The 13563-nt window shown below is 54.6% G+C and carries 16 protein-coding genes; 13 read left to right on the top strand and 3 right to left on the bottom strand.

What is annotated here, in order from left to right:
- Positions 1 to 124 precede the first annotated feature (124 nt).
- Both G5179_RS13805 and yfcE read left to right on the top strand, forming a co-directional pair.
- Positions 125 to 1762 carry a peptide ABC transporter substrate-binding protein gene (locus tag G5179_RS13805; RefSeq protein WP_421258559.1) on the top strand — a complete coding sequence of 546 codons (1638 nt, stop codon included), beginning with the start codon at positions 125 to 127 and terminating at the stop codon, positions 1760 to 1762.
- A 10-nt stretch (positions 1763 to 1772) separates the two neighbouring features.
- Entirely contained in the window at positions 1773 to 2315 is a 543-nt protein-coding gene (yfcE, locus tag G5179_RS13810) for a phosphodiesterase (RefSeq protein WP_181222189.1), read from the top strand.
- Positions 2316 to 2351: 36 nt separating this feature from the next.
- On the opposite strand, the gene G5179_RS13815 is transcribed toward yfcE, so the two are convergent.
- The 3 genes from G5179_RS13815 to flgA all read right to left on the bottom strand — a co-directional run bounded on the left by G5179_RS13815 (position 2352) and on the right by flgA (position 3861).
- Entirely contained in the window at positions 2352 to 2768 is a 417-nt protein-coding gene (locus G5179_RS13815) for a flagella synthesis protein FlgN (protein WP_421258560.1), read from the bottom strand.
- Positions 2765 to 3085 carry a flagellar biosynthesis anti-sigma factor FlgM gene (flgM, locus tag G5179_RS13820; protein ID WP_005344518.1) on the bottom strand — a complete coding sequence of 107 codons (321 nt, stop codon included), beginning with the start codon at positions 3083 to 3085 and terminating at the stop codon, positions 2765 to 2767. Before flgM ends, G5179_RS13815 begins: the two co-directional genes overlap by 4 nt.
- A gap of 92 nt (positions 3086 to 3177) precedes the next feature.
- Entirely contained in the window at positions 3178 to 3861 is a 684-nt protein-coding gene (gene flgA / locus G5179_RS13825) for a flagellar basal body P-ring formation chaperone FlgA (RefSeq protein WP_216954405.1), read from the bottom strand.
- A 144-nt stretch (positions 3862 to 4005) separates the two neighbouring features.
- On the opposite strand from flgA, the gene G5179_RS13830 reads away from it, so the two are divergent.
- The 11 genes from G5179_RS13830 (at position 4006) to flgJ (ending at position 13560) form a co-directional block, all read left to right on the top strand.
- Positions 4006 to 4917, top strand: coding sequence for a chemotaxis protein CheV (locus G5179_RS13830; protein ID WP_005344523.1), 912 nt, complete (start codon positions 4006 to 4008; stop codon positions 4915 to 4917).
- 19 nt (positions 4918 to 4936) lie between these two features.
- The gene (locus tag G5179_RS13835) at positions 4937 to 5761 is read left to right on the top strand and encodes a CheR family methyltransferase (protein ID WP_005344525.1); all 825 of its coding nucleotides are present in this window, start codon (positions 4937 to 4939) and stop codon (positions 5759 to 5761) included.
- 260 nt (positions 5762 to 6021) lie between these two features.
- Positions 6022 to 6420 (top strand): flagellar basal body rod protein FlgB, encoded by a 399-nt coding sequence (gene flgB / locus G5179_RS13840; RefSeq protein ID WP_005344526.1) that lies wholly within the window; start codon positions 6022 to 6024, stop codon positions 6418 to 6420.
- Positions 6420 to 6839, top strand: coding sequence for a flagellar basal body rod protein FlgC (gene flgC, locus G5179_RS13845; protein WP_005350658.1), 420 nt, complete (start codon positions 6420 to 6422; stop codon positions 6837 to 6839). The genes flgB and flgC overlap by 1 nt, the downstream gene beginning before the upstream one ends.
- A 15-nt stretch (positions 6840 to 6854) precedes the next feature.
- Positions 6855 to 7595: a flagellar hook assembly protein FlgD gene (locus G5179_RS13850; protein WP_216954111.1), complete on the top strand. Its 741-nt coding sequence runs from the start codon at positions 6855 to 6857 to the stop codon at positions 7593 to 7595.
- A gap of 10 nt (positions 7596 to 7605) precedes the next feature.
- Positions 7606 to 8964, top strand: coding sequence for a flagellar hook protein FlgE (flgE, locus tag G5179_RS13855; protein ID WP_421173084.1), 1359 nt, complete (start codon positions 7606 to 7608; stop codon positions 8962 to 8964).
- Between the two features lie 137 nt (positions 8965 to 9101).
- Positions 9102 to 9848 carry a flagellar basal-body rod protein FlgF gene (gene flgF, locus G5179_RS13860; RefSeq protein ID WP_005344530.1) on the top strand — a complete coding sequence of 249 codons (747 nt, stop codon included), beginning with the start codon at positions 9102 to 9104 and terminating at the stop codon, positions 9846 to 9848.
- 14 nt (positions 9849 to 9862) lie between these two features.
- Positions 9863 to 10651: a flagellar basal-body rod protein FlgG gene (flgG, locus tag G5179_RS13865; protein WP_216954109.1), complete on the top strand. Its 789-nt coding sequence runs from the start codon at positions 9863 to 9865 to the stop codon at positions 10649 to 10651.
- Between the two features lie 14 nt (positions 10652 to 10665).
- Positions 10666 to 11337, top strand: coding sequence for a flagellar basal body L-ring protein FlgH (gene flgH, locus G5179_RS13870; protein ID WP_216954403.1), 672 nt, complete (start codon positions 10666 to 10668; stop codon positions 11335 to 11337).
- Between the two features lie 8 nt (positions 11338 to 11345).
- Complete coding sequence (locus G5179_RS13875) at positions 11346 to 12443, top strand: flagellar basal body P-ring protein FlgI (protein ID WP_227340838.1); 1098 nt, start codon at positions 11346 to 11348, stop codon at positions 12441 to 12443.
- Between the two features lie 43 nt (positions 12444 to 12486).
- Complete coding sequence (gene flgJ / locus G5179_RS13880; RefSeq protein ID WP_216954107.1) at positions 12487 to 13560, top strand: flagellar assembly peptidoglycan hydrolase FlgJ; 1074 nt, start codon at positions 12487 to 12489, stop codon at positions 13558 to 13560.
- Positions 13561 to 13563: the final 3 nt, after the last annotated feature.

A 13563-nucleotide genomic window follows, 5' to 3' on the forward strand; every position in this document is an offset into this window, starting at 1 on the left:
CCATCTCCCGGGCAAGCCCGATACAATACGGGGCGTTTTCGGGGATAACAAGAGCGGCATCAGGCATTCATCAGGCGCGCCGTCGGCCTTCCCCTCCTGCAGTGGTTTTATTCGAGGTTTTGTCATGAGGTATGGTTTTTTCCCCAAGCTGGCGCAACGCTGGCTCTCCCCGCTATTGCTTGCCGTGCTGGCAGGGCCCCTGGCCCATGCCACCACCGTTGAGCAGCAGCCTCTGCTTGCCGAGCGGCAAACTCTGGTAAAGGGCAACGGTGCCGAGCCGGAGTCGCTGGACCCGGCACTGGTGCGATCCGGTTTTCCGGGGGAGGCGGTACTGGTCGATCTGTTTGAAGGGCTGGTCAGCGATGACGGGCAGGGGCATATCGTCCCTGCTCAGGCACAGCGTTGGGAGGTGAGTGAAGATGGGCTGGAGTGGCGATTCTTCCTGCGCCCTCAACTGAAATGGTCCAATGGCGAGCCGCTGGTGGCCGCTGATTTCGTCTATGCATGGCGCCGTCTGCTCGATCCGGCCATCAACTCCCCTTCTGCCGGATTGCTGCTGGCCACGGGGATCAACAATGCGCAATCCATCTATGCCGGCGCGCTGGAGCTCGGCAATCTGGGCATTGAAGCGCAAAGCGATCAGATCCTGAAAATCACCCTGGAGCGGCCGGCTCCCTATTTCCTGCAGCTCATCAGTCAGCGCCCCTTTGTGCCAGTCAACCAGAAGGCGATAGCCAAATTTGGCAAACAATGGACCGAGCCCGGCAAGCTGGTGAGCAATGGTGCTTACCGGCTGGCAAGCTGGACGCCAAACGAGCAGATCGAAGCCGAGCGCAATATCCACTACTGGGATGACCTTCACACCCGTATCGGACGGGTCACCTATCTGCCTATCACTTCGCAACATGCCGAACGGCTGCGCTATGAGGCTGGTGAAATACAGCTTACCAACAAGGTCTCCCTCGGCTATTACCAGAAGATGAAGCGCGAGTCTCCGGAGCGGCTCTGGGGCTTGCCGCTGTTTGGCACCTATCTCTATGCGTTCAATTTGAAGCGACCCGAACTGCAGGATGTGCGGGTGCGTCAGGCGCTCTCCATGGCGGTTGATCGACAGCAGCTCATTGGATCAGTGAGCGGGCAGGATGAACAGGCAGCATGGTCGCTGTTGCCGGAGATGCCGGGTTACCCCCGGGTGATATTGCCTGTGGCGCTTGAAGATATGCCAACCCGCCAGGCCAACGCGGCAGCGTTGTTGTCAGCGGCCGGGTATAACAGTGCCAATCCACTCAAGCTGAGCATTACCTACAACAGCGCAGAAACCCACAAGCAGATGGCGATGGCCATTGCCGCCATGTGGCAGAAGCTGGGGGTACAGGTCACCCTCAACAGTCTGGAGTGGGGTGCCTATCAGGTGGCCAAGGATAGCGGTGATTTCCAGGTGGCCAGAAGCTTCCTGTTTGGCGATTACGTGGAGCCGTCTGCCATGTTGGGCAGCTTCCGTTGTCAGGATCTGCGCAACGAGAGCGGCTACTGCAATCCCGACTTTGATCTGTTGCTGGAGCAGGCTGCCAATACGCTGGACAGCGCGAGCCGGGTTGAACTCTACCGGCATGCCGAACAGTTGCTGCTTGAGGAGGCGCCGATCCTCCCCGTGTATCATTACAATCAGATGAGACTGGTCGATCCCACCCTGCGGGGACTGCCCAGCCAGAATTTGAAAGGGACGATTGCCACCAAGGATCTCTATTTCAGCCCGCAGTGAGGAGCATTTCATGAAACTTGCCATCATTTCCGACATCCACGGCAGCATCATTGCGCTGGAGCGGGTGCTGACCCAACTTGAGCCCTGGCAGCCGGATCACTATCTGCTGCTCGGCGATCTGCTCAACCATGGCCCGCGCAATCCTCTGCCGGAAGGGTATAACCCGGCTGCGGTGGCCGATCGGCTCAACGAGTTGGCACCGCAGATCATCGCGGTGCGGGGCAATTGTGATTCCGAAGTGGATCAGATGCTGTTGCGCTTTCCCATCACCGCCCCCTATAACCAGTTGCTGGTCGATGAGCGGCGCTGGTTTGCCAGCCATGGCCATCTTTATCGCCCGGACGAGGTACAACTGCCGGAGGGTAGTCTGTTCCTGAGCGGTCACACCCATGTACCTGTGCTGGAGTGGCAGGGGGAGCGGATATTGATGAACCCGGGGTCGATCTGTTTCCCGCGCGGTGAGCTGCCGGCCAGTTACGGGTGCTATGAGGACGGGGTACTGCGTGTCAATGCGTGTGAGGACGGGCGAGAGTTGTTGCGACTGGTGCTTTAAAACGGAGAGCAAAAATGCAAGGCCTGATAAGAGATGTCAGGCCTTGATACCGTAGGAGCGGGTGCCAGAGCGAGTGTTGCCCTTGGCGTCATAGGTCAGGCTGTTGCGATCGCGCAGCTGACTCAGAAAGGTTGCCAGACGACGGTTGGAGACGATGCTCAATTCAAGCAATCGACCGTTGATATCATTTTGTGCCTGGCAGGCATCCAGTTTTGCACGAAGCTGCGCCATCTCGTCGGGATAGGCTGCCAGCTGCAGTGCCAGTTCCGGCATCTCTGCCAGTGTCTTGTCCAGAGTTTCTATCGCAGTAAGCAACTGCTGTTTGCGCTCGGTCAGTGCGGGCAGGGCCAGTGCCTGATGCTGTTCGAGCAAGCTGAACTCCTCTTCCAGAATGCCTTGCATCTGGCTGAGGTAATCATCTTGGGTGTGCAGTAACGAAGGTAAATCCATCATCCCAGAACTTTGTCCAGATTGGCCTCGAAACTGAACATCTTCTTGGCCACAGCGTCGCTGTTAACCTGATATTCGCCACTCGCGACGGCTTTTTTCAGCCGTTCGACCTTGCTCTCATTGCCGGTCGAGGCGGTATTGAGGTTTTGCTGCATCTTTTGCAATTGTTGCGCCTCACTGGTCAAGGAGACGGAGTCCAGCTTGACAGTGGTCGCTTTGTTTTCGGGCGATGAGGTGACTGACTTGCTGCCTGTCCCTTGGCTATTAGCGGTATTTTGCAACCGATTATTCGCCAAGTTGTTGATATTGTTGATGGCCATTTTAGTTACCTTCGTCTGCTTTAAGATTTGCTTACCTGTTTATCGGTGCGGCAGGTCAAAACTTTAGAAAAAAAATTGTCAGGCTCCGGATATCAAAAAGTGACTGATGCGGCACCGACTGCTGTGACTTTACCTTCCACCGTTTTGCCGGAGCGAATATTGACGAGTTTGATGATCTCTCCGAAACTGCCATCTTGCAAGGCTCGGGCCATGGTTTTGATCTGGAAGTTGCTGTTTTCGGCTGTCAGGGTGACCTGATCCCCTTTACATATCACGCAAACCTGGCTCAAGCGGATGGGCTGTCCCGGTTTGATCTCCCGCTTGCTGCGTACCCCAATCAAAGGGGCCGGGTTGGTCAGATAGTCACCACGGATCAGGGTTTGATCCTGAAACGCCACTACCAGCTTGCTTTCATTCAGCAGATCCCCTTTGGCAATGGGGTCGGTGACAGTAACAAAGGGTTTTTGAATACTGACCCTTACCGGTAAGTAGACATCCCAGGGTTTTTCTTCCTCACACTTCATGTAAACAGTTGTATTACGACGAATTTCCATTTTTGCTGGCAAGCTAATGGTCAACAGATCATCGCAACGGGTTAGCGGGAGTCTCTCATCAAGGGTCGCGGCAGTGACCTCTGCTCTGGCATCCAGCGGCAAATCGAGTTGACCATAAACGAACTCTTGTGCCTGCTCTCTCAGATAGGTTGTGACATCCGAGGCATGGCTCGAGGATATGCTGCCAAAAAAGAGGCTGATGAGTAAAAGTCGGTTAATCATTTTCGCTCGTCGGTCGATAAGTTGTTCACGCATATCACCATATTTAACTATGATTGCTTCAGAATCTGTTTGTTGTCACATCGATAGTCTGACGCAATCCATCACGCATGCATGATTAATGCCAAGCGTTTTTAGGGAGTGTTTATGGCCAGTATCCTGGACTCGGTCAACCAACGTACCCAGCTAGTGGGGCAAAACCGGCTGGAATTGTTGTTGTTTCGTCTCAATGGACGTCAAAGATTTGGCATCAACGTATTCAAAGTGCGTGAAGTGTTGCAGTGCCCCCCCTTGACCGTGATGCCCAAGTTGAACTCCTGTATTCGCGGAGTGGCTCATATTCGTGGCCAGACTATCTCGGTCATCGATCTCAGCATGGCAATGGGCAAGCGCCCCATTGAAGATTTGAGCAAGTGCTTCATTATCATCTCCGAGTACAACCGCTCCATTCAGGGTTTTTTGGTGCACTCGGTCGAGCGCATCATCAATATGAACTGGGAATCTATCCTTCCTCCCCCCAAGGGGGCTGGTCGCATCAACTATATGACGGCGGTTACCGAGGTTGATGGCGAGTTGGTCGAGATCCTCGACGTTGAACGTATTCTCAACGAAATATCTCCGGTTTCTACTGAGGTCAGCCAGGAGCTGGTGGAGGCCAGTGTCGAGCATCCGACCTTGGGACGTCCCGTATTGGTTGCTGACGACTCTTCGGTTGCGCGCAAACAGGTACAGCGTGCGCTGGAGGCGATCGGAGTTGAATGCGTGCTGGCAAAAGATGGCCGCGAAGCATTGAACATGCTGCTGGAGATGACCAAAAATGGCCCTATCAAGGATCAGATTGCGCTGGTGATTTCCGATATCGAAATGCCCGAGATGGATGGCTATACATTCACTGCCGAGATCCGGAATAATCCCAATCTCAAAGATTTGCATGTTATTCTGCATACCTCGCTCAGTGGTGTATTTAACCAGGCTATGGTGCAAAAAGTTGGTGCAAACAACTTTATTGCCAAGTTCCAGCCTGATGAATTGGCCAAAGCCGTACAAAACGCACTCTAATTTAAAGAAGAACAGCTGCATGAAGACACTTTCGGATGACTTATACAAACAGTTCAGCAACTTTCTTGCGGTTCAGAGCGGGATCGTGCTGGGTGATAACAAACAGTATCTGGTGAAGAGCCGTCTTTCACCTTTGATGGCACAGTTTGGCATCGAGAGTCTGTCTGAACTGGTCACCCGTGCAATGAGTGTACGAGAGCGTGACCTGAAAATGGCGGTTGTTGATGCGATGACCACTAACGAGACCCTCTGGTTTCGTGATACATATCCGTTCCAGCTGCTGACCGACAAGATTTTTCCTGAATTGGGCAAAAGTGGTCGCCCTGTCAAGATTTGGTCTGCTGCCTCATCTTCGGGACAGGAGCCATATTCTATCGCCATGACGGCGCTGGAGCAGCAGATGAAGAAGCCGGGTACCTTGCCCGGTGGAGTGCAGATTGTCGGGACAGACATATCGACTACCATGCTGAATCAGTGCAAGGAAGGGGTATATGACAGTCTGGCTTTGGCACGCGGATTGTCGCCAGAGCGCAAGAAGATGTTTTTTGAGCCCTATGGTGACAACAAAATGCGGGTGGTAGAGCGAGTCAGAAAATTGACCACCTTCCGGCCGCTCAATCTGCTGGAGAGTTATAGTCTGCTCGGTAAATTTGACATCATTTTTTGCCGTAACGTGCTTATCTACTTTGCACCGGAAGTGAAGTCAAAAATCCTCAACCAGTTTGCATCCAGCCTCAATCCTGGTGGATACCTGATGCTGGGAGCGTCGGAATCGCTGGCGGGTTTGACTGACCGATTCGAGATGATTCGGTGCAATCCCGGAATTGTTTACAAGGTCAAATAACGTTGCAGCCCATGGTATTCAATGAGTTGTGATTGGTGACATTGTTATAAGAGAAGGAGGCACAGTGCCTCCTTCTCTCTTTATGACTCCATTCTTATAGCTCCATTCGTGATGGCATTGCACCATGTTCCTATCTATCGCGCAGCAGATCCTTGCACTCCGTTTAAAGGCTTTTATAGCTAGGCTCGACGGCCCGCAGCATTTTGAAAATCGTCTGGCACATCTCTTGCAGGCAAAATATACCAAGCAGGAGGTGTGCTATGGCTTTTTCATTCGACAAGGCATTTGGTATCCATCAATACACGCTGGGTGTTCGCGCCAAGCGTGCCGAGGTGTTGTCCAGCAATATTGCCAATGCGGACACGCCAGGTTTCAAAGCAAGGGATATCAACTTTGCACAGGCATTGCAGGATGCCCAGCATAAACAGGGTTTTGGCCTGGTAACAACCAGTGAAAAGCACTTTGCCTTGAATATGGATGCCCCCGGTACTGTTCAATACCGCAATCCGTTGCAGCCTGATACGGGTGATGGCAACACGGTGGATGTGCAGCAGGAACGGAGCGAGTTCTTGCGCAACAGTCTGGAGTACCAAACCTCCCTGGAATTTATGAATCGCAAGATCAGTGGCCTGCTTAAAGCCCTGAAAGGAGAGCAGTGATGAGTTTGTTCAAGGTCTTTGATATTGCCGGCTCGGCCATGAGTGCGCAGTCCGTGCGCCTCAATACGGTTGCCAGCAACATGGCCAACGCGGACAGCGTAAGCTCCAGCGTGGAAAACACTTACCACGCCAGGCGGCCAGTTTTTGCCGCTCAGCTCGATCAGGCCATGTCAGACAAGCAGGGATCGGTCGGCGTTGAGGTGAAGGGCATTGTCGAGAGCAAGGCTCCACTGCTCAAGGAGTACAACCCCAACCATCCGATGGCGGACAAGGATGGCTTTATCTTCAAACCGAACGTCAACATGGTTGAAGAGATGGCTGACATGATCAATGCCTCGCGCAGCTACCAGACCAATGTACAGGTTGCAGATTCGGCCAAGAAGATGCTGCAGCAGACGCTCCAGCTTGGCAAATCCTGATAGGAGGGATGCAACATGGTCGACACCACAAACAGTGTGAACGGCATTGGCCGTACCACGACCCAGACCACAGGCACCACAACGACGCCGAAGAAAGAGCTGGATCAGGCTTCGTTTATGAAACTGCTGACCATGCAACTATCATATCAGGATCCCTTCAAGCCGGTGGACAATGCCCAGATGCTCTCCCAGATGGCTTCCATGTCTACCTCGGAGGGGATCAGCAGTCTGTCTACCCAGATGGGCAAGCTCAATGAGCAGATGATCTCCAGCCAGGCTCTGCAAGCATCTTCTCTGGTTGGCCAGAATGTACTCTTGCCCAGCAATGTGGGCTATCTGGACAAGGAGGGCCCTGTTTCCGGTGTCGTTCAGGTTGGCACGACCAATCAATACGCGGGTGTCAAGATTATCGTTGAAGACGAGGCGGGTCAGGTCATCAAGGAATTTAGCCTGGAAGGAGAACAGAAGGGCAATGTGGAGATCGCCTGGGATGGCACTGACAAGGCGGGCAACCGGGTCAAGCCAGGCAAATACGTGATCAAGGCCAGTGGCAGTGTGGATGGCAAGGCAGAAACTATTCCCACATACGCTTATGGAAAGGTCGACAGCGTTGCCCTGGGGAATGCAACAAATCCCACAATGCTTAATTTGAAGGGACTGGGGAGCACCCTGCTGAGTTCCGTCCTGCAAATATCAGGCACCAATCCAAACCAGACGGCTACTCCGTCAAAAACCACGTCGACAGCATCGATCTAAGGAGCTGGATATGTCATTTAACAATGCCTTGAGCGGTGTCAACGCGGCACAAAAAGACTTGAACGTCACCGCTAACAACATTGCGAACGTCAATACAATGGGCTTTAAAGAGTCCCGTGCCGAGTTTGCGGATGTCTACGCCAACTCCATCTTTGTCAATGCCAAGACTCAGGTCGGTAACGGTGTGGCGACCGGTGCTGTTGCCCAGCAGTTCCATCAGGGTGCGCTGCAATTTACCAATAACGCGCTGGATTTGGCCATTCAGGGGAACGGCTTCTTTGTCACCTCTGATGGTTTGACCAACCTGGATCGCACTTACACCCGTGCCGGTGCATTCAAGCTCAATGAAAACAGCTATATGGTCAACAATCAGGGCCACTATCTGCAAGGCTACGAGATCAATGCCGATGGCACACCCAAGGCGGTCAGTATCAATGCGACCAAGCCGATCCAGATCCCTGATCGGGCGGGTGAGCCGATCAAAACCAGCAAGATTGATGCAAGTTTCAACTTGCCTTCCACCGCATCGCCCCTGCCTGCAGGTAATGGTGCGGGGGATGCCTCCACCTTTGACCCTAAGGATTCCAAAACCTACTCCTCATCCACCTCAGTGGTGATTTATGACTCGCTCGGTGAACCTCACACTATCACCCAGTATTTTGTCAAAGAGGCAGATCCAGCAGACCTGACCAAGCCAGCCAGCCCGACAGCTTGGCGCATGTATCTTTATCAAGGTGACAAGCCGGTCGATATCGTCGGAGGGGTGACGCCAACAATGGCCACAGGGTTGAATCCTGCACCTGCCGGTGCCCGAATTACCTTTGGTGCCGATGGTAAAATGATTACTCCGACCACACCGGCAAACATCCAAACGGAGCAGTTGGGTGCAGCAGGAGCGGGGATTATTACCAATGGTGCGGATCCTACCCAGCAGGTAGATATCACTTTCGGCACTGTGACCCAATATGCCTCACCGTTTGAAGTCAACAAGTTGTCACAGGATGGTTCCACTGTCGGCCGTTTGACCAAGGTCGAGATCACGCCGGATGGGATTGTCTCTGCAACCTACAGCAATGCCACCACCATCAAGGTAGCCATGGTGGCCATGGCCAAATTTGCCAACTCGCAAGGGCTGACCCAGGTGGGTGATACTTCCTGGCGGCAATCCCTGCTCTCCGGCGATGCTTTGCCGGGAACGCCCAATTCAGGCACCTTCGGTACCATCAAATCGTCGGCGCTGGAGCAATCCAACGTAGATTTGACCTCCGAACTGGTTGATCTGATCACTGCCCAGCGTAACTTCCAGGCGAACTCCCGCTCTCTGGAGGTCAACAGTTCGCTGCAGCAGACCATCTTGCAGATCCGTTAATTCCTCTCAGGCGACGGGGCACCTTGGGTGCCCCGTTTTTTTATCGTTCTCTACTGTCGAATGGCGTGGCATTCCCCTTCTGTTGGCATCCAAATTGCAGTTCTGCTGCCAGAGTCATCTGTTTGACGGAGAATCCCATGGATCACCTGCTTTATATCGCCATGTCCGGGGCCAAAGAGAACATGAACAGCCTGGCTGTTCGCGGTAATAACCTCGCCAATGCCAATACCACCGGCTTTAAATCCGATTTCGAGCAGGCCCGCAGCATGCAGGCCTTTGGTGAGGGGCTGCCCAGTCGGGTATTTGCCATGACGGAACGTCCCGGCCAAAACCTGCAGCATGGCATGTTGATGACCACGGGGAGGGATCTTGATGTGGCGGTGGATGGTCCCGGCTGGATTGCGGTGCAAGATCCGAAGGGGGGGGAGGCCTATACCCGTATGGGAAATCTGCAGGTCAATGCGACTGGCAACCTGCAGACCTCTACCGGCTTGAACGTCGTGGATGACGGTGGTCAACCCATCGTGCTGCCAATGCCGATGGAGAAGCTGGAGATTAACCGGGATGGCACCATCAGTGGCCGTCCTGAAGGGGCCGCCGCGAATTTGTCGGAAGATTTTCAGCGGATCAAACTGGTTAACCCGGCCGCCGATGCGGTAGAGAAGGGCCAGGATGGGCTTTTTCGGCGCAAAGATGGCCAGAATGAGCCTGCCTCTGCCAACGTTGGCCTGATCGCCGGCTCCCTGGAGGGGAGCAATGTCAATGTGGTGGATGAGATGACCAACCTGATCCGGTTACAACGACAGTTTGAAACCCAGGTCAAGATGATGAAAACGGCCGAAGAGAATGACGAGGCCCAAACCCAGTTGCTGCGTATCAGCTAATCAAGGAGTTACCTATGAATCCTGCACTCTGGATCAGCAAGACCGGGTTGGATGCTCAGCAGACCAATATTTCGGTCACCTCGAACAACCTGGCGAACGCCAGCACCGTTGGTTTCAAGAAATCGCGGGCCATTTTCGAGGATCTGCTCTATCAAAACATCAATCAGCCCGGCGGCCGTTCGTCGGCGGATACCGAGTTGCCCTCCGGCTTAATGCTTGGCGCGGGCGCCAAGGTGGTGGCTACCCAGAAAAACCACAGTCAGGGCAACGTACAGACTACGGATAATTCGCTGGATCTGATGATCAGTGGCCGTGGCTACTTTGAAATTCAATTGCCCGACGGCAGCCTGGCCTATACCCGTAATGGGCAATTCACCCTTAACAGTGAAGGCACCATAGTGACGCCGGGTAACGGTTATCCCCTGCAGCCAGAAATCCAGATCCCGGAAAATGCCCAGAGTGTCACTGTCGGCACTGATGGTCAGGTCTCGGTACAGTTGAAGGGAGATGGTGCTTCTCAAGTGGTCGGACAGATCACCCTGTCAGACTTTGTCAATGCCAGTGGTCTGCAGCCGATGGGTGAGAACATGTTTCTGGAAACCCAGTCCAGCGGTGCAGCCATTCAGGGAACTGCCGGGGCGGATGGCATGGGGGTCTTGAAGCAAGGGATGCTGGAAAGCTCCAACGTTAACGTCACCGAAGAGCTGGTGAATCTGATCCAGGCTCAGCGGGTCTACGAGATGAACTCTAAAGTCCTCTCTGCGGTGGATGGCATGATGTCCTTCCTGATCCAGCGGACCTAATGGGGAGAGCCATGATGAAAAGCGTATGGATGCTGGGGTTGCTGGTGTTGGGGGGGTGTAGCAGTACTCCCAATACACCCAGGCCTGATGACCCCGAGTTTTCCCCCGTATACGGGGAGTCGGAGCCAGTCTCGGTGAGACCGACGGGTGCTATTTTTCAGCCGGATCAGGTTAATGGCATCTATTCGGATATCAAGGCGCACAAGGTGGGTGACATCATCACCATCGAGCTGGCCGAGTCCACTTCCGCCTCGAAGAAGGCAAATACCCAGAGTGGCAAGGATAACAAGTTCAATCTGGATCCGGTGACGCTGGGGGGCGTGCCTGTCACTGCCAGCCCCTATGATCTCTCCGCATCCATCGCTCAAAACAGTGCCTTCAAGGGGCAGGCCAAGGCGGATCAGAGCAACAGCCTGCAAGGCAATATTTCGGTCAGTGTGGCCAAGGTACTGCCCAATGGCAATCTGCTGGTACGGGGCGAGAAGTGGATCATGCTCAACAATGGCAATGAGTATATCCGTATCACAGGTCTGATTAGACCGGAGGATGTCACCTCGGATAACAGCGTGTCATCCCAGAAAGTGGCGAATGCCCGTATCTACTATGGTGGTACCGGCGATCTTGCCAATACCCAGGAACAGGGATGGCTTACCAGCTTTTTCAATGGTCCCTGGTGGCCGCTCTAGGAGATGTTATGAAGTCACTCCGTTTGGTTACTCTGCTCTGCTGTCTGCTGCCTTTGGGGATGGCTAATGCCGCCCGGATAAAGGACATCAGCTCGGTAGAGGGGGTGCGTAGCAACCAGTTGATCGGTTACGGTCTGGTCGTGGGTCTGCCAGGTACCGGCGAGAAGAACAACGCCTTTACCGAGCAGACCTTCCGCACCATGCTCAACAACTTCGGCATCAAGGTCCCGGACAACATCAAACCCAAGATCAAGGATGTGGCGCCGGTGGCGATCCATGCGGATTTGCCGCCGTTTGCCAAGCCGGGCCAGACTATCGACGTCACTGTCTCTGCCATCGGTGAGGCCAAGAGCCTGCGCGGTGGTACGCTGCTGCAGAGTTTCCTGAAAGGGCTGGATGGGCGGGTCTATGCAGTCGCACAGGGCAGCCTGGTGGTAGGCGGGCTGGGTGCCGAGGGGGCTGATGGCTCCAAGGTGGTGGTCAATACTCCGACCGTCGGCCGGATTGCCAATGGTGCAACCGTAGAGCGAGAGGTGCCCAACTCATTTAGTCAGGGAGATACGATTACCTTCAACCTCAACCGCCCCGACTTTACGACTGCGCGTCGGCTGGCTGACGTAGTCAACGATCTGGTGGGGCCCAATACCGCTCAGGCTCTGGATGCCACCTCGGTCAAGGTCTATGCCCCGCGTGATCCGGGCCAGCGAGTCTCCTATCTGGCGACTATCGAGAACCTGGAGGTGGACCCGGCCAACGAGGCGGCCAAGATCATCGTCAACTCCCGCACCGGCACCATCGTTATCGGCAGTCAGGTGAAGCTCAAACCGGCGGCCATCAGCCACGGAGGCCTGACGGTGACCATAGCCGAAAACCAGCAGGTCTCTCAACCCAACCCGCTGGCAGGGGGCGAGACCACGGTCACCAACAACTCGACCATCAATGTCCAGCAGGAGCCGGGGCGGATGTTCAAGTTTGATACCGGTGCGACTCTGGACGATCTGGTCCGAGCGGTCAATCAGGTCGGGGTCGCCCCCGGTGATTTGATGGCTATCCTTGAGGCGCTGCAGCAGGCAGGTGCCATCGAGGGGCAACTGGTCATATTGTAACTGGCGGCAAGTGATTGCCACGGGTGGCAATGAGGTAAGCAAAATGGCGGAGTTTGACACCAACAGCGGCATGAATCTCGGGGTGGTGCAGGATATCAAGAACCTGGATCGTCTGCGCCAGATGAGCCACAGCAAAGAGGGACAGGCCGAGGCACTGCAGGGGGCTGCGCGCCAGTTCGAGTCAATCTTTACCCAGATGTTGTTTCAGAGCATGCGTCAGGCCAACGGGGTGTTGACTCAGGACAACCCGATGAACAGCAGCTATACCCAGTTCTATGAAGGGATGCTGGATGAACAGCGAGTGGCAGACATGTCCAGCAAGGGGGGGCTTGGATTGGCTGATATGGTGGCTAGGCAGCTCTCACCGGCGACATTTGTCCATCAGGATGGCCGGGTGCTCAAGATGCCGCAACGGACGGAACGGGTCTATAAACCCTACGAGCCACCCAAGACGGCTGCCACTGATTTGATCTCGGCATCAAAAGTTGGCAAAGATTTTGCTGAAAAAGAGATGACCGAGGGGGTCAAGGAGAGCCACGCACTCACTATGCCCCGTCGACCGCACCGCAGCATTCCGCCCATGGGACGCATGGCCAGCGAAGAGGGCAGTGCCGCCAGTAGTGGGGGCAAAGAGTTCGATACGCCGGAAGAGTTCGTTAATCGCCTGATGCCGCTGGCCAAGAAAGCGGCCGACAAGTTGGGGTTAAGCCCGGCGGTACTGGTCGCTCAGGCGGCATTGGAGAGCGGCTGGGGCAAACGGGTGATCAAGGATGGTGAAGGGCAGATGACCCATAACCTGTTTGGCATCAAGGCCGATCCTCGCTGGGAAGGGCCCAAGGCGGTAGTCAGCACCCTGGAATATGAAGAGGGAGTGGCGTCCCGCCAGAAAGCGGCGTTTCGTTCCTATGGCTCGTTTGAAGAGAGCTTCAACGACTATGTGGACTTTCTCACCTCCGGTTCCCGCTACAAGGGGGCCCTGGCCAGAGTGGACAGTCCGGATCGCTACTTCGAGGCGCTGCAACAGGCGGGTTATGCCACCGACCCGCACTATGCCAGAAAACTGAAACAGGTATTGCGCAGTGATGCCATTGCCCGATACAACGAGATGGAGCTGTAACAT

It is taken from the genome of Aeromonas sp. 600886 (genome assembly GCF_049174935.1).
Lineage (GTDB): Bacteria > Pseudomonadota > Gammaproteobacteria > Enterobacterales > Aeromonadaceae > Aeromonas > Aeromonas veronii_A.